This is a genomic window from Aminobacter sp. J44 (assembly GCF_007829415.1).
Classification (GTDB): domain Bacteria; phylum Pseudomonadota; class Alphaproteobacteria; order Rhizobiales; family Rhizobiaceae; genus Aerobium.
The window spans coordinates 1-15,784 of record NZ_VLJG01000051.1 but is presented as its reverse complement, the minus strand read 5'-3'; the positions used below and the strand labels follow the sequence as shown (position 1 = coordinate 15,784).

General features: G+C 60.7%; 10 protein-coding genes and 2 pseudogenes. 3 read left to right on the top strand and 9 right to left on the bottom strand.

From position 1 onward, the window contains the following. Positions 1-207: transposase (locus tag L610_RS16025; protein WP_186441542.1), on the top strand; the 207-nt coding region annotated here is incomplete at its 5' end. 150 nt (positions 208-357) lie between these two features. Here the strand turns inward: L610_RS16025 and rfbB are convergent. The 4 genes from rfbB to rfbC are packed head-to-tail and all read right to left on the bottom strand — an operon-like array spanning position 358 to position 3,818. Beyond that, positions 358-1,422 carry a dTDP-glucose 4,6-dehydratase gene (gene rfbB, locus L610_RS16020; protein ID WP_144706300.1) on the bottom strand — a complete coding sequence of 355 codons (1,065 nt, stop codon included), beginning with the start codon at positions 1,420-1,422 and terminating at the stop codon, positions 358-360. 37 nt (positions 1,423-1,459) lie between these two features. Next, positions 1,460-2,341: a glucose-1-phosphate thymidylyltransferase RfbA gene (gene rfbA / locus L610_RS16015; protein ID WP_144706298.1), complete on the bottom strand. Its 882-nt coding sequence runs from the start codon at positions 2,339-2,341 to the stop codon at positions 1,460-1,462. After that, positions 2,341-3,237, bottom strand: a complete 897-nt coding sequence (rfbD, locus tag L610_RS16010) for a dTDP-4-dehydrorhamnose reductase (protein WP_144706296.1) — start codon at positions 3,235-3,237, stop codon at positions 2,341-2,343. Before rfbD ends, rfbA begins: the two co-directional genes overlap by 1 nt. A gap of 8 nt (positions 3,238-3,245) precedes the next feature. Beyond that, a complete protein-coding gene (gene rfbC / locus L610_RS16005) occupies positions 3,246-3,818 on the bottom strand; it encodes a dTDP-4-dehydrorhamnose 3,5-epimerase (protein ID WP_144706294.1) in 573 nt (190 codons plus the stop codon). 640 nt (positions 3,819-4,458) lie between these two features. Between rfbC and L610_RS16000 the strand changes: the two genes are divergently transcribed. After that, a complete protein-coding gene (locus L610_RS16000) occupies positions 4,459-6,009 on the top strand; it encodes a type I secretion system permease/ATPase (protein ID WP_210246024.1) in 1,551 nt (516 codons plus the stop codon). 20 nt (positions 6,010-6,029) lie between these two features. Further along, the gene (locus L610_RS15995) at positions 6,030-7,331 is read left to right on the top strand and encodes an HlyD family type I secretion periplasmic adaptor subunit (RefSeq protein ID WP_186441541.1); all 1,302 of its coding nucleotides are present in this window, start codon (positions 6,030-6,032) and stop codon (positions 7,329-7,331) included. Between the two features lie 128 nt (positions 7,332-7,459). On the opposite strand, the gene L610_RS15990 is transcribed toward L610_RS15995, so the two are convergent. The 5 genes and pseudogenes from L610_RS15990 to L610_RS20590 form a co-directional block, all read right to left on the bottom strand. After that, positions 7,460-9,610, bottom strand: coding sequence for a glycosyltransferase (locus tag L610_RS15990; RefSeq protein ID WP_144706290.1), 2,151 nt, complete (start codon positions 9,608-9,610; stop codon positions 7,460-7,462). Positions 9,611-9,613: 3 nt separating this feature from the next. Then, positions 9,614-10,624, bottom strand: coding sequence for an NAD-dependent epimerase/dehydratase family protein (locus tag L610_RS15985; RefSeq protein ID WP_144706288.1), 1,011 nt, complete (start codon positions 10,622-10,624; stop codon positions 9,614-9,616). Further along, positions 10,621-14,301, bottom strand: a complete 3,681-nt coding sequence (locus L610_RS15980; protein WP_144706286.1) for a rhamnan synthesis F family protein — start codon at positions 14,299-14,301, stop codon at positions 10,621-10,623. Before L610_RS15980 ends, L610_RS15985 begins: the two co-directional genes overlap by 4 nt. 41 nt (positions 14,302-14,342) lie before the next feature. Beyond that, positions 14,343-14,777 (bottom strand): annotated as a pseudogene (locus L610_RS20595) (Wzt carbohydrate-binding domain-containing protein); the annotation flags it as partial. A gap of 290 nt (positions 14,778-15,067) precedes the next feature. Further along, positions 15,068-15,784, bottom strand: a pseudogene (locus L610_RS20590) (ATP-binding cassette domain-containing protein); the annotation flags it as partial.

Below are 15,784 nucleotides of genomic sequence, written 5' to 3'. Positions count from 1 at the left end.
GTTGGCGCACGGCTCCTGTTCCTCCCGCCATACTCCCCAGACTTCAACCCCATCGAGATGGCTTTCTCGAAGCTGAAGGCCCTGCTTAGAAAAGCCGCCGCCAGAACCATTGACGATCTCTGGTCAGCGGTCGCCGMCTGCCTCTCCGCCTTCACCCCGCAGGAATGCCGGCACTACTTCGAGGCGGCGGGATATGACCCGGACTAAATCGAATCTGCTCTAGCCTACGTACCCGCCGTGAGAATCGTCCATGCAGGAGGCAAGGCCGGCAAGAAGGGCTGGTGGCACATCCGCCAATTCGGGAAATCGGCCGTGCGCTTCTACGCGACGCACGGCCTGAAGCTTTTCTAGATAAACTTAGCCGTTGTTCGCGGCTTCGAGCGTGCCCAGACGCTGGCCGTCATAGACACCGTCGCGCAGCGGGCGCCACCACCACTCGTTCTCAATGTACCAGCGCACCGTCTTTTCGATGCCAGTGTCGAAGTTTTCCTGCGCGCGCCAGCCGAGCTCGGTCTCGAGCTTGGTAGCATCGATTGCATAGCGAGCGTCATGGCCAGGGCGGTCAGTGACGAACTGAATCAGCCGGTCGTGCGGAGCACCCTGTGGCTTCATCTGGTCGAGGATCTCGCAGACGCGGCGTACCACGTCGATGTTGCGGCGCTCGTTGCGGCCCCCGACATTGTACTTCTCGCCGACCCGGCCGCGCGAGCAGATCAGGTGCAGTGCCCTCGCGTGGTCATCGACGTAGAGCCAGTCGCGGATGTTGGCGCCGGTGCCGTAGACCGGCAGCGGCTTGCCCTCGAGCGCGTTGAGGATGATCAGCGGGATGAGCTTTTCAGGGAAATGATACGGCCCGTAATTGTTCGAGCAGTTGGAGATGACTACCGGCAGGCCGTAGGTGCGCTGCCAGGCGGTGGCGAGATGGTCGCTCGCTGCCTTTGATGCAGAGTAGGGAGAAGACGGATCGTAAGGCGTGACTTCCCGGAAGAGACCTTCGTCGCCGAGCGAGCCGTAAACCTCGTCGGTCGAGACATGCAGGAAGCGGAATGCGTCCTTGCGGTCTGCAGGAAGGCCGGTCCAGTAGCGGCGCGCAGCATCCAGCATGGTAAAGGTGCCGATGACGTTCGTCTGAATGAAGTCGCCTGCTCCAGTGATCGAGCGGTCGACGTGACTTTCCGCCGCCAGGTGCATTACCCGATCCGGCTGAAAGGAGCGGAATGCCTCGTTGATCGCCGCCGCATCGCAGATGTCCGCGCGCAAGAAGCGGTGGTTCGGCGCGTTTTCGATGGCGCGCAGGGAGTGGAGGTTGCCGGCATAGGTGAGCTTGTCGACGGTCAGCACCTCGGCGCCCACCTCGGCGACGAGATAGCGCACCAGTGCCGATCCGATGAACCCGGCCCCTCCGGTAACGAGAATACGCATGTGAGCTCCCTGAGTTGTTCTGGTCGCAGCTTTGAGATTACTGCTGCGGATTTGTGGCTTCAGCAAGTTTCAGCAGATACTTGCCGTACTCGGTCTTCGAGTAATAGTTGCCGTACTCCATCACCTTGTCCTTCGAAATCCAACTGTTGAGGTAGGCGATCTCCTCGATGCAGGCGATGTGCGTGCCCTGGCGGTGCTGGATCGTACGGACGAACTCGCTGGCCTCGAGCAGGCTGTCATGCGTGCCGGTGTCGAGCCAAGCATAGCCGCGTGACATCTTCTCGACGAAGAGGTTGCCCTGTTCCATGTAGATGCGGTTGAGATCTGTGATCTCATATTCGCCGCGAGCCGACGGCTTCAGCTGGCGCGCATATTCCACGACCTTGTTGTCGTAGAAGTAGAGGCCCGTAACGGCAAAGCGGGATTTCGGCTGCTTTGGCTTTTCCTCGAGGCTGATCGCGCGGCCATTCGGATCGAGCTCAACGACGCCATAGCGTTCCGGATCATCGACCTCGTACGCGAAGACGGTCGCGCCTTCCGTGCGGCTGCGCGCCTTCTGCACGAGAGTACTCAGACCGGCCCCGAAGAAGATGTTGTCGCCGAGTACAAGTGCTGCCGGGTCGGAGCCGATGAAGTCGGCGCCCAGAGTGAACGCCTGGGCGAGGCCGTCCGGGCTCGGCTGCTCGACATAGGAGATGTTCAGGCCCCACTTGCTGCCGTCGTCGAACAGGCGTTTGTAGTTGTCCAGATACTCCGGCGACGAGATGATCAGGATGTCGCGGATTTTCGCGAGCATCAGCACCGACAGCGGATAGTAGATCATCGGCTTGTCGTAGATCGGGATCAGCTGCTTGTTCACAGCAAGGGTCGCCGGATGAAGCCTGGTGCCCGAGCCACCGGCCAGGATAATGCCCTTCATCAGATAGTGCCTTTCATCTTATGGTCTCGCAGCGCCGCCAGTGTGTCCTGCAAAGCTTCGGTCCATGGCCGGGGTCGGATGCCGTAGTCGTCGCTCAACCGCTTCACCGACAACACCGAGTTGGCAGGACGCCGCGCCGGCGTAGGATATTCGCTGGTTGGGATGGCATGGACCACCGGCACCTTGCCACCAGCTGCCTCCTCCTGGTGAAAGATCTCGCGTGCGAACGCGCACCAAGTCGTGGGGCCATCATTGACGAAGTGATAGGTCCCGCAAGGTGCAGCGGGGTCATCAAGTTGACGTAACGTGATCGCAGCAAGCGTAGCCGCAATGTCCGTGGCGGATGTTGGGCACCCCTTCTGGTCATCCACCACCCGCAGCTCTGGACGATCCGCAAGGCGAAGCATCGTCTTCACGAAGTTGCCGCCGTGCGGAGAGAACACCCAGGCTGTGCGAAGGATGACGTGCCGTGGATTGCCGGTGCGGACCGCAAGTTCACCGGCAGCCTTCGAGGCCCCGTAGACGTTGATCGGCCGGATCGGGTCATCGATCTCGTAGGCGCCGGACTTCGCTCCATCGAAGACATAGTCGGTCGAGACGTGGATCAGCGGGATGTCTTGCTGACGCGTCGCATCGGCCAGGGCGGCAGCCGCTGTCGCATTCACGGCAAAAGCGTCGGCGCAGTCGTTTTCGGCCTTGTCCACCGCGGTGTAAGCGGCCGGGTTGATCACCGCGTCGACCTTTTCGCTGGCAAAGTAAGCCCGGATTGCTGCGACGCTTGACAGATCCAGTTCACTGCGGGACGGACGTACGACCTCCACGTCTTCAGGCCAAGTGATTGCCTCGAGTTCGGTGCCGACCTGACCGGTTCCGCCGGTTATGAGAATCCTGCGCATCGGCTGACCTACACCTCTACTAGCTGCAGAGGTGTGCCGTCGTAGGGGAATGGACTTTCCAACTCGGCAAGGCGCGGCTGCTTCTTGTCCTTGTCGCTGAGGATCGGTTCGACGCCTGCGGGAAGCCTCCAGTCGACGCCGATGTCCTCGTCGTTCCAGAGGATGCCCCCGTCATTGGCGGGCGCGTAGCCGCTTGAGACCTTATAGGTGACCTCGGTCGATGGCTCGAGCGTGACGAAGCCGTGCGCAAAGCCGGCCGGAATAAACAGCTGGTCGCCATTTTCCGCAGACAGCACTGCGCCGACCCACTTTCCGTAGGTCGGCGAGCCGTGTCGGATGTCGACGGCGACGTCAAAGATGCTGCCGCGAATGCAGCGCACCAGCTTGTCTTGTGCAAAAGGCGGCGTCTGGAAGTGAAGGCCACGGATAGTTCCCACCGGGACGGACATCGAGTGATTATCCTGGACGAAACGGCAGGTGATCCCGAGCTCGGCAAAGCGCTTCTCGTTGTAGACCTCCGTGAACCAGCCGCGGCTGTCGCCAAACCGCTTGGGGTGGATAAGGTACACGTTTCCGCTCATAGGCTAGGGTTCCACTTCAGACTTGCCGCGGGGAGCGGCACGGCGACTGCTCCGGAAGCGCTGACACATTTGGCTTTCGGTCGCTTTCGCCCGCAAGCTAGACTTTGGGCGATGTGGTGCTAGCTGATTTAGGCAATGTTTTGAACCCAAATCTTTGAATCACTGCTGTCGACGCGCCATTCGCGACGGCGACTTGGTTCCCTCGAGGTCGGCAAAAATGGAATTTTGTCGTTGGGCCAAAAATGGAGGGAACAGACGCTCAGTCCAAAAATAAATCAAAACAATCGAGATTATGCTCATGAAAATGAGGATTGGTGCAGTCTTTATTAAAGAGAGGTTGCATCCTTTCGAGTTGGATTTCAGTGCAACACTGTATGTTGTCGATATGACGCCTCGATTGCAATGGCGGAAAGGCTACGCTAGAAGGTTAGCTTGAATCTGGTTTAATATCGCTCGGGATAATTGAGATAGGTTCATGCAACAAAAAACACCTCTTCATGACGCCTACGACAAATTCCGCGCGGTCGTTGTGACGACTTTCATATTCAGTTTCGCGATCAACTTGCTGCTTTTTGCAGCTCCTCTTTACATGCTGCAAATATATGATCGCGTGTTGGGAACGTGAAACGAGTACACCCTTGTGATGATCTCGCTCATCACTCTGTTCCTGATGGCAGTGTACGGTGTGCTCGAATATGTACGTTCCCGAATGCTTGTGCGCGCTGGGATGCAGTTCGATGAGGTGCTCTCGCAGAGCCTCTTCAGCCGCGCCGTGAAGCTGCGCCTGAACAATCCCAACGGCGGCGCCGAGCAGATTCTGTCGGACGGAGACAAGGTACGCGAGTTCCTGACGGGCTCCGGCATCATCGCATTCTTCGACGCGCCGTGGGTCCCGGTATTTATCGTTGTTTGCTTCCTGTTCCACTCCTGGCTTGGCTACCTCGCCCTGACCGGAGCGATCGTCATCTTCGCGCTGGCGCTCATCAACGAGTACTCGACCCGAGCCCAGCTGAAGGCCGCCAACAATGCGGCGCAGGGGGCGAACCAGTTCGCCAGCACCGTGCTGCAGAATGCCGAGGTGATCCGCTCCATGGGCATGGAGAGGGCGCTGGGCGAGCGCTGGCAGCAGCGCCATGGCCAGATGCTGGATGCTCAGGCCGACGCCAGCGACAAGGCCGGCACGATCCTGACCTTCCAGAAATTCTTCCGCATGGTGCTGCAGTCGGCGATCCTCGGCCTCGGCGCCTATCTCGCGCTGCATCAAGAGATCAGCCCCGGCATCATGATCGCAGCCTCGATCATGATGGGCCGCGCATTGCAGCCGGTCGAGCAGGGCGTGGCGCAGTGGAAGCAGTTTGTGACGGCACGCCAGGCGCATGCACGCCTCAAGCGCCTGTTCGAGATGGTGCCGGGCGACGAAGATCGCACCGAGTTGCCGACTCCGCTCGGCCACCTGCAGGTAGAGAACCTGACCTCGGTGCTGCCGGGTACCCGCACCCCGTTCCTCAAAGGCATCAACTTCGCCGTGGAGCCCGGGCAGACACTTGCAATCATCGGTCCGTCCGGTTCGGGCAAGTCAAGCCTCATCCGCCACATCGTCGGCGTCTGGCCCGCGGTCAGCGGCACGGTGCGCATCGACGGGGCGGAGATCGCGCACTGGGATGCCGAGCAGATCGGCCGCCATGTCGGCTATTTGCCGCAGGAGGTGCGCCTGTTTGCCGGCACGATTGCGGAAAACATCTCGCGCTTCCAGTCGGGCGAGTCGGAGCAGGTGGTCAAAGCCGCGCAGATGGCTGGTGTGCATGAGATGATCCTGCGCCTGCCGGGCGGTTACGAGACCCAAGTTGGCGACAACGGACAGCAGCTTTCAGGCGGCCAGCGTCAGCGCATCGGTCTTGCCCGGGCCATCTACGGCATGCCGCGTCTGGTCGTGCTCGACGAGCCAAACTCGAACCTCGATAGTGATGGCGAGACGGCGCTGTTCGAAGCCATCAAGGCGATGAAGGCGGCCGGCATTACCATCGTACTCGTCACGCACAAGACGAACCTTCTCGCGATCAGCGACCGCGTCCTCATCATGCGTGACGGAATCATGCAGGCATTCACGACGCCGCAGGAGCTGTTCAGACCCCAGACGGCGAACGTGCAGCGCGTTCAGCCGGTACAGCAGCCTGTCGCGCAGAGCGCCTGATAAAGTAGCGGAACATCATCGTGAGCAAGAAGAAGAACCGGTCGAATCCGAAACCGTTCATCGTTGCAGGCTATTCGATCATCGCCCTGACTTTCGGTGTTGTCGGCGTGTGGGCCGCCACTGCCAAGCTCGATCGCGCTGTGATCGCTCCGGGGGTCATTGACGTCGCCTCGAACCGCAAGGAGATCCAGCATCTCGAGGGCGGCATCATCGAGGAGATCAACGTCGAGGAAGGCCAGCAGGTGAAGGCGGGCGAGGTGATGATGCGCCTCAACGACGTCCAGGCCCGCGCCAACCTGCGCGTGCTGACGATTCGCCAGCATATCGCCGAAGCGACCGCCGCTCGTTTGCAGGCAGAGCGCCGCATGGCCGAGGATTTCGAGCTCTCAGAGGAACTTCTGAAGGACCCATCGCCTGAGGTGCAGCTCGCCGTTGCCGACCAGCGCGAGATCTTCAACGACCGCAAGTCAATCCTCTCGTCTCAGGTGAGCATTCTCACCAGCCGCATCGAGCAGCTCCAGCGCGAGCTTGAAGGGCTGGAGGACCAGAAGCAGGCTTTCGCCAAGCGTGCCCAGATTCTGTCGGAGCGTCTCGAGCGTCTTCGTCCGGCGGTGAAGAAGGGTGCGGTCCAGACGAATCTCTTCTCGACCTATGAGGAAGAGTACGTTGAGGTGCAGCAAAACGTCGCCCGCATGGAAACGGAAATGGCCAAGGTCGAGAAATCGATCGGCGAGACCCAGTTCCAGATCCTGCAAGCGCAGCAGCAATACAAGGAGCGTGCAAGCTCCGAGTACAAGGAAATCAACGGCCAGCTGCAGGAGCTGATGGAGCAGCGGAAGGTCGCGGAAAACGTGCTCGAGCGCACGCTGATCACCGCGCCCGTCGATGGCTTCGTCCAGAACATCCGCTTCCACACCACCGGCGGTGTCATCCGCCCAGGCGAAGTGCTGATGCAGGTCGTCCCCGGCGACGACCAGATGGTCATCAACGCCCAGGTAGCACCCATCGACATCGACAGCGTCCGCGAGGGGCTGAAGGCGGAAGTCAAGTTCTCGGCTTTCCCGGGGCGCTTCATGCCGATCGTCATCGGCACGGTTGACACCGTTTCGCGTGCGAGTATCACACCGCAGGATGGCCGGACGCCACCGTACTTCCTCGCGCGGATCAAGGTCAGCAAGGGCATGGTCCCGGATGACATCGAGGAGCGCCTGAGTGCTGGCATGCCAGCCGAAGTGATGATCTCGACGGGCGAGCGTACCGTCTTCGATTACCTCACTTCGCCGCTGACCGACGCGATGCGGAAGAGTATGCGCGAGGACTAAGAAGGCCGGAACACCTATAAGAAGGGCGGCATCACCGTAAGGTGTGCCGCCCTTTTCAGTTCAGGGAAGGGCGAGCGCTATACTCTTGGAGACCACCCGCAAGTTTGCGCACCCCAAGCGGTGCGGCGTTATCTTGTGAGGCGTTCCAGAAGCGCCTGGACCGTGACTTCCAGTGAAAACTTTTGCTCGAAGCGCTCGCGCGCGGCCTTCGCCATCCGATCCGCCGCCTCGGGGTTGGACAGCATCCGCCCGAGCGCCTGCGCCATGAGTTCCGGCTGGCGTGACGCGATCAGCAGGCCGGTTTCCTCATTTAGGATTGCTTCCCGGCAGCCGTCGGCGTCCGTCGAGATGATAGGTAGCCCGTGCGCCATGGCACTCAGCAGGGCGAGCGGCAGGCACTCCATGGTAGAAGATTGCACATAGACGGTGGCGCTGCTGTAGTGCGCATCGAGCTCGTCGGGTGCCAGGTTAGGGATCAGGTGAACCGAACCCCGGACGTCCGGCTGCATGATCCGGCAAAGAAAATCCCGGCTCATCTGGTTCTTGGACGGCTGATGCGCGCCCACGATGTGCAGCTCGGCATCCTTGCTGATCAGTCCCTGACGTCGGGCAATGGCAAAGCCCTCGATCAGGCTGAGGGTGCCCTTGCGCGGACCGGTGGATTGCACCGACAGGATGATCTGCTTGTTGCGGGGAGCGAAGCGCATGTACTCGGTTTTGGAACTCAGGCCGCTCCAGTAAAACACTTCACCGTCGTAGCCGTCGGAGGCCCACTTCGCTCTCGTGGCATCGGAGCCAAAGAGAAACGAGAACTTGCCGCTTTCATACAGGTTCCGCAGCCGCTGCTGGTGCTTCTCGCCTCGCATCAGAATGGCGGGCTCGAAGGTTTCGTGGATGTACCAGTAGGCGGGCCCTTTCCACCGGTCGAGGAGGGGCAACGCCAGCGGCCAGCTGGCAAAAGAATTGATGAGGAGCGTACCCGTTGGACGCAGCTTCCGGCGATAGTTCAGGAGTCGCAGTCGTGAACCCGCAACTCCCGAAACTCGCGCTGCAAGATGCATCGGACGGGCCACAAAACCCGGCACGCGACGATCGTTGGCGAGCTGTGTCAGGAACGCGCTGCCCACGGATAGCGCACGGGTGAGGGCGCTGTCCGTCACGACGGGGCTGCCCATCTTCGCGTAATCGTCGGCCAGTGGACCGGTGCCGAGACTCACCACATTCGTCTTGATGCTTGCGCCGTGCAGGGCGGAGGCGACGTCGCGCAGAAGCACCGGGGCTCCCGTACGGCTCAGTTCGTGACTGAGCAACGTGATGGATTTCCGCGCGACCTCCGGTGCAGGTGCCTTATTCAGCGGACGCGCAACAGAGGGGGCGTCCTTGGCGATATCGCGCACCGTCGGACCGTACATCAGGCTGTCGATGGCCATCCCAAGGTGGGGCGGCCAGGGCGTGGAGCCGAGATGATAGCAACCGTTGTTGAACTGCGGTGCGAGGGGATTCTTCGGGGCGGCGTCGAAGGTCTTCAGCAGGTACTCGCGAACGATCTTGGCAACTTCCGCGGTCGCCTTCTCATCGCTTTCCTTGATCGTGTTGCTGGCATGAACGCGGTAGCGATAGAGCTTGTCGCGCACAAGAACCGGTTCTTCCAGATAGCTCGCCCGTAGCAGGAAATCGAGGTCGTGCGCGTAGCGGTAGTCCGCAAGGGGGCCGATTTCTTCGAGGAGAGATCGGTGGAAGAAGAAGTTGCCGGTGGAAACGCCGATGTTGTAGCGGAGCAGCAGGCTCGACAAACTCGGAGCAAGATCGAGCTCGTGCATCATCACATCGGCGTACCAGTGGCGCCATGGATGATCGCCCGACAGGGGATTGCCGTCGTCGTCGATTGGATCGACGTAGCTTATGACCATCCGCGACTTGTGTGCCTTGGCAGCTTCCAGGCAGCGCCTGAGGCGCCCCGGCATGAACATGTCGTCGGAGTTCAGGATCGCGAGGTATTCACCGCGCGCCATCGCCAGACCTTCGTTGATCGTCGTATGCGCGCCCTTGTTCTCGCGACCGGATACCCGCAGCGTCAGGCCGGGACTTTCTGGAAGGGCGTCGGCAATCCTTTTGACGATGTCGAGGCTATCATCCTTAGAGCCGTCATCGATGACAATGACCTCAAGCGGACGCCAATCCTGCGAGATGATCGAATGCAGTGCGTCTGCCACGTACCGGGAGTGGTTGTAGACCGGCATGATGACGGAGACGAGGGGTGCGTCGGCAGGCGGATGCATTAGTCAGTGATTGTCCAGCAATGTTGAAAACAGGGGCGTGACGCCCCGAACGTCGGCCAGCATGCGCCGGTAGCCTTCGGCGAAGCTGAGGCGCGGCTGCCAGTTAAGCTGAAGGCGCGCCTTGGTAATGTCGAGTACGCTGACGGGGACGTCGAACGAACGGCCCGGGGAGTAGGAGACGATGGGGTCGAGGCCCAACTGATCCCGCAGGACGTCGATGATGTGGTTCAGCGAAACGCCTTCGCCGCTGCCGACGTTGAATACGGGCGGCTCGTCCCGGGAAATCGCGTCGGCCGGGGCGGCCGCCCCGGCACCCCCGGCGGGCCCCCCCGCCGGTGACCCCTGGGCGGCCGCCACGTCGGCAATGTGGATGTAGTCGCGGACGATTGAGCCGTCACCCCAGATCGAGATCGTTTCCCCGGCGAGCGCCTGGAACAGGAAAGTGCTGGCGGCTCCTTGCCGGCGCGCGGGATTTTGTCCAGCGCCATACGGGTTGGCGATCCGCGCGATACGGCAGTCGATGCCGTGGGTTGCGCGGTAGGAACTCAGGTAGATCTCAGCCGCGGCCTTGGACGCCCCGTAGGCGTTGATGGGATTATAAGGATGGTTTTCACTGACGGGCGTATGCCTGATGGGCCCGTAAACCGTCCCGCCCGACGACGAGAAAACCACCTTAGGTGCTTGCCCGGTTTCCGCTTTTCGTGCGCGCAGGACTTCCAGCAGGCGAACGGTTTCCCGGAGGTTCGCATCGAGATCCGCAACCGGATCTGCATTGGCGGTGAACGGGATGGTCGTCCATGCATAGTGGTGGACGACATCCGCCCCCTTCGTCACGGCATCCCAGTCGGCCCGGCCTGGCTCTACCTTGCGGAAGGCAACAGGCAGGATCTTCCTTATTTCATCCGACGGCGCCACCACGTCCGCGAGAATGACCTCATCGCCACGCTGGTGCAATGCGAGCGCCACATGCCGGCCGATGAAGCCGCAGCCTCCAAGGATGACATGAACGCTCAACGCTGCACCTGTCGCAGGTGACTTGCGGCATAGCCGAAGCCCGCCTGTTCGACCGCAAATGGAATGAGCCGCTCCAGCGCGTGGAGGATGGTGCCGTCTGGCGGGACTGGTTCTTCAGGGTAATCGCCGCTGGTCAGCTTGAGGTCGTAAAGTGGCTTGAGTGCTGCGGGCCGCGCCCAGAACATCGTGCCGATCGGCCATTCGAAGGTGGCAGGCAGCGGCGCGGTCCGCCCCATTCTCTTTGCCAGCGCGGTCGCTGCTTCAAAATTGGCGTCCCAACCGATGAGATTCGGATCTTCGGGGAAGATCAGGCCCAAGTTCGGATTGCTCATCAGCCTTTCCACGCAGATGTCAGCCGCGGGCGTCTCGCCGCCTACGAGATGTTCCCAAAGGAATGTTCTCCAGACATCCCCAATTTGGTAAGCTGCATGCGGAGATTTCTTGCCATGAATATGGCCGACGATATCGTACTTGGACAGCTCATCAAATCGGATGTTGCTGAGGAGCGGGCCAATGTCCCGTCCGAGATTCCCTACCGCCCTGACCTCCACCTTTCGTTGTGGTGCCAATCGCGCAACAATCGCCTGTGCCCTCTCAACTGCCGGTTCATTGGGAACGGTCACCAAGAGATCGAATTCGTTCCGGTTCTTTGACAGCCGGTCCAGGAACTCCTCGATCAAGTCTAGGTAATAGAAGTGGCCGTGGAGCAGCACCTTGGCTGTTGAGGTCTGAGCTGTCGGCGCTGCGGTCAAGTTCACGATGGGATGGGTCCAGCGGCCTTCGGGGCGTCCCTTCTGCAGCCAGTCCGTGAACGGCTCTTTCGAAAGATCGCCAGCAAGGGCGTCCTCGAGATAGATGAGCGGATTGAAACCCGCCACGGGGCGGCGGATCCACTTTGGCGGCATGACACCTGCCGACGCTGCGATCCGCCAGCGCTGGAGATAGGTTTGAAGATGATCCTGCGGCACGGGATCGTGCGGAGGCGTGGCAGGGAGCAATTCCTCCGATGCGACGAGTTTCTCAGTCTTCGCCGACTCGTAGCTATGGGTGACGGCGCGTGCCTCTTCGGCTGCGCTGTTCGCAACTCCTACCAGCCGCGCGGCGTAACCGTCGAGACTCCCTTCAAATGTAGCAGAGCGTGCAAGAAGGGCAGCCCTGATCTGCGAATATAAAGCTTCATCATTTGCCAGCTGACAGATCTTCTCCGCCACTGCGCTTACGTCCAGATAGGGCAGAAGGAGTTGCTTCAGCGGCTCCAATGCCAAACTCTCTGCCAGACTATTCATCTGGTCGAAACATACGACGGGAACTCCCTGTGCCATCGCAGTGGAGGCGTGGTTCGGGAGAGCAGATAACCTCGCCGTCAGCGCGAACAGATCGGCTGCGCCGATAATGTCGCTGACTCCGTCAGGCGACGCCAAAATTTCAAAGGATGCGCCGAGCCCGTGCTGAGCAGAGTAAACATCCAGCAGGCCGCGCATTTCCGCTGCGTGTTCTGGGCTCTCATCGTCTTCGATCCAGACAAAATGCAGAGGACGAGACGAATGTCCCGCGGATATCGCCTTTGCGGCTACTGCAGCAAACAGATCCACCCCCGACCGGGAGGACAGCGGGCCGCTGCCTAGGACAACGAATGCTCCCGGCTTAGATCGGGATCGCAGTCGCTTTCGCGCATCAACGAGTGCGGGGTCCGATCCGAACGGAGACTCGATGTCGTGCGTTACAGTGCCAGTTATCGCCAGAACATCATACTGGCGGTCCAGCAGATGCGGATGTTCCTTTCGATAGGAATTCGCAACGAGGGCGGAAGGGAAAACAACTCGGTGCGCCCACCAAAGGAAATCGTAGGCCTCGTTAATGGGGTTCACGAACTGCGCGAAGTTCTGGACAAGTTGTGTGACGCCAACCCCGGCTTCTGTCAGTCCGCGAACAAACGGCCGCGCACTTTCATCAACTGCAATTGCGAAATCGGGTCGCAGTTCACAGGCCAAGCGCTGCAGCAGTGCGATCCAGTCTTTGTGGTGGATTCCATCCTCGAATGGAATGTCGATCGTCCCAGCGCAGCAAATCTCGAACGACGAGCGAAGTGCTCCGCCATTCTTGAAAACGGCAATGACCTCATGTGTGGGCCGCAGCTTCTGGGCCAGCGTCAGGGCGAACACGACGCTGTCGCAACGATCGGCCGTCCCAAACAAGAGCAGAGCTCTCGGGCGATCTCGCTGCAGAACGGGTAGCGAAAGACGCAGGGCGGGCGGCAGAGGCTGGCGCCCCTCACGTTGTCCGAAGAAGACGTAGTGCTTCAGTAGGCCAAAACCGGACGAAGCCACGTCAGGATTGCGGCGCGCGTAGTACTCAGGATCGAACTTTGCCGATGGAGCGATAAAGCGAGCTTCTCCAACGGTCAGGTAGTGATCCAGTGGGTCTGTCCCTGCCTTCCGCGCTTCCGGAGTGAGTGCGTAGTACGCGTCGTCAAAAAGCCCGCTGGTGCCAATCGCGACAGCTGGTGATTCCTCGACCGGTTGAGGCCGCCTCTCGAGCTTGGTGACCAATTTTTCGGCCAGCGAAGCCACATTGGAAAGAACGCGCTCACTTGCGGTGCGCTTGATAGTGCCTTCCGCAATCAGTTCAGAAAGCCGACTCCGCAAATAGGCGCGATCCTCGCGCGCCTGCGGATTCTCACTTATTGCGTTGTCCGCTAGCGCCCGGCTGAGGTCTTTCAAATCGAGCCCGAGTGCCGCATTGGTTGCATGCGCCAGTTGCTCCCAGTTGGAAGCAGGCTCAAGCAGTCGCTCACGATCCAGCCTGAGCGTTTCAAATTCTCGGCCGACGCGGGAAAGCTCCCGCATGAAGTGCTCCCCATGCCGGCGGATCTGGCTCAGGCGCAGCTGGTGGATGAAGCCTTCGCCGAGACGAGCGAAATAGCCGCGTACCTCTCCCAACGACGCGTCGTTCGCGTTCCCCGCAAACAGCGCAGCCACAGGCTCCGGAAGAGCGTCCAGCGGCTGGGAGCCGACATAGGCAACGCCAAGCCCGTTGCTGTGAAAGAACTCAAACGTCGGGAACTGTGCCTGGATTTCCTTCCAGTACTGCCAGACGCCGAAGTCGGCACGAAACACGTTCGTGTCGTGGAACAGGACGATGCCTCGATCGCTCACCTTCGACCGCCACGTCTCGAAGTCCGTCCGCACGGCTTCGTAAGTGTGCAGGCCGTCGATGTGCAGCAGATCGACGGTGCCGTCATCAACCGCGCCGCGCCCGTCCTCGAAGCTCATCCGCAGCAGTCGTGAGAAGTGACCGTAGCGAGGATCATGCCACGCCTTGATGTCGGCGTAGACGTCTTCGCGATAGAGGCCTGCCTGTTCATCGCCGAACCAGTGGTCGATGCCGAAGCAGTCGGTCGGCAGACCGTAGTGCTTCACCGCCTGTGCCACAGCACAGAACGAATTGCCGGTGTGCACCCCGAGTTCGACATAGCGGCGCGGCCGGAAGTTGGCCGCGATCCAGAAGGCAAACGGAATGTGGCCCGCCCAGGAATCCGGTTCGACCAGCCGATGGGGAACCATCAGGGCGGGCTCACAGGTGTTCAGAACGTGCTCGAACGCATTCTGCGGGACCGCCTGGGAGGCGGATGTAGCCCTGCGGGCGCTAGCCAAAGGATCTGGATGCGAATCGCTCACGAGGAAAACACTTCTTGGTCAATCGGAAGGCAGGTAGTGGGTCAGCCGCGGGCCGGTACTGCAACGGGATTTGCCGCGCGGGCAGAAGCCGTATGCATCTGGATATCCAGCATCGGTATGCCGATCAAGCCCGCCGCCGCGTGACTCGAATGTGACTTGAAGACAAGGGCATCGTGGATCCAGTGGTGCTGAACATGCTCCTCCTGCGTGCCGTCGGCAACCGCCACGGCGATCACGTAGGAGCCTCGTGGCAGGATGGGCATGGGAAAGCGGAACGTCGCTGTCAGTGTCTCGCCTGCCTTGGCCCGCACGATTGTGTCGCTCTTGATCTGCGTCGTCAGATAGGTGTTGTCGCCAAACAGCGTCTGGCCGAGGCGGTCCTTCACGAAGAAGCCGACGATTGGCCGCTCGAGGTCAATCTTAGCCTTGACGGTGACGGTGAGCGACACCGGCTCGCCGCCAACGATCCAGCGATGCGGACGTCCCTGCTCGTCGGTCAGTCGAACGTCTTCGATCACAGCGCCGCCATGCCCGAAATCGCCGCCGCCGTCGGGGTTGAAGAGGAATATCTCGAGGTCGTTTCGCAAGGGCGATGCGTTGATCCACTCCTTGCGCGCATCGATCCAATCCTCGGGCGGAACCGCAAGGACTTCCTGCGCCGAAGTCGAAAGACTCGGCTCCTCCGGTTCTTGCGGCTTCAGTTCATCCCCGAAAAGATGGCCGAAATAGGCTTCGCACACCGGTTTTGCAGCGCCTTCCGCCTGGACCCGCCCTTTGTCCAGCCAGATAGCCCTGTCGCATAGTCCGAGTACCGCAGCCGTGTCATGGCTCACGAACAGGATCGTGCCACGCTCGCGGAAGGAGCGCAGGAAGCGCATGCACTTTTGTCCGAATGCGACATCGCCGACCGCAAGCGCCTCGTCGATGACGAGGATGTCGGCATCGACATGCGCGATGATCGCAAAGGCAAGGCGCACGAACATACCGCTCGAATAAGTGCGCACGGGCTGGTCAATGAAGTCGCCAATATCGGCAAAGGCGAGGATGTTATCCAGCCGCTCATCGACTTCGTTGCGGTTGAGGCCATACAGCGCCGCGTTGAGGTAGACGTTTTCGCGGCCGGTGAACTCCGGATTGAAGCCAGCGCCGAGCTCCAGCAGGGCGGCAACACGTCCATTGACCTCGACCTTGCCGGAGGTCGGCGTCAGCGTCCCGCAGATGATCTGCAAGAGCGTCGACTTGCCCGAGCCGTTGCGGCCAATAATGCCGACGGCTTCGCCGCGTTCAACGGTGAAGGAGACGTCGTTCAGCGCCGTGAACGGCGTGTGATAACGCTTGAAGCCGAAGCTTGGGAAGTAACTGCCGGTGCGGAGCTTCGGAATGCGAAGTTCTACTGTTCCGGCCCGCGTCTCCCAGTCTCTGTCGMGGTAGCCGTTGCGCTGGGCCAGCCGAAAGGCATTCTTCTCGCCATAGGCAGCACCCG

Bases quoted from the DNA above. Each gene is read 5' to 3' on its own strand.
- rfbB (WP_144706300.1), bottom strand. From the start codon at position 1,422: ATGCGTATTCTCGTTACCGGAGGGGCCGGGTTCATCGGATCGGCACTG.
- rfbA (WP_144706298.1), bottom strand. From the start codon at position 2,341: ATGAAGGGCATTATCCTGGCCGGTGGCTCGGGCACCAGGCTTCATCCG.
- rfbD (WP_144706296.1), bottom strand. From the start codon at position 3,237: ATGCGCAGGATTCTCATAACCGGCGGAACCGGTCAGGTCGGCACCGAA.
- rfbC (WP_144706294.1), bottom strand. From the start codon at position 3,818: ATGAGCGGAAACGTGTACCTTATCCACCCCAAGCGGTTTGGCGACAGC.
- L610_RS15990 (WP_144706290.1), bottom strand. From the start codon at position 9,610: ATGCATCCGCCTGCCGACGCACCCCTCGTCTCCGTCATCATGCCGGTC.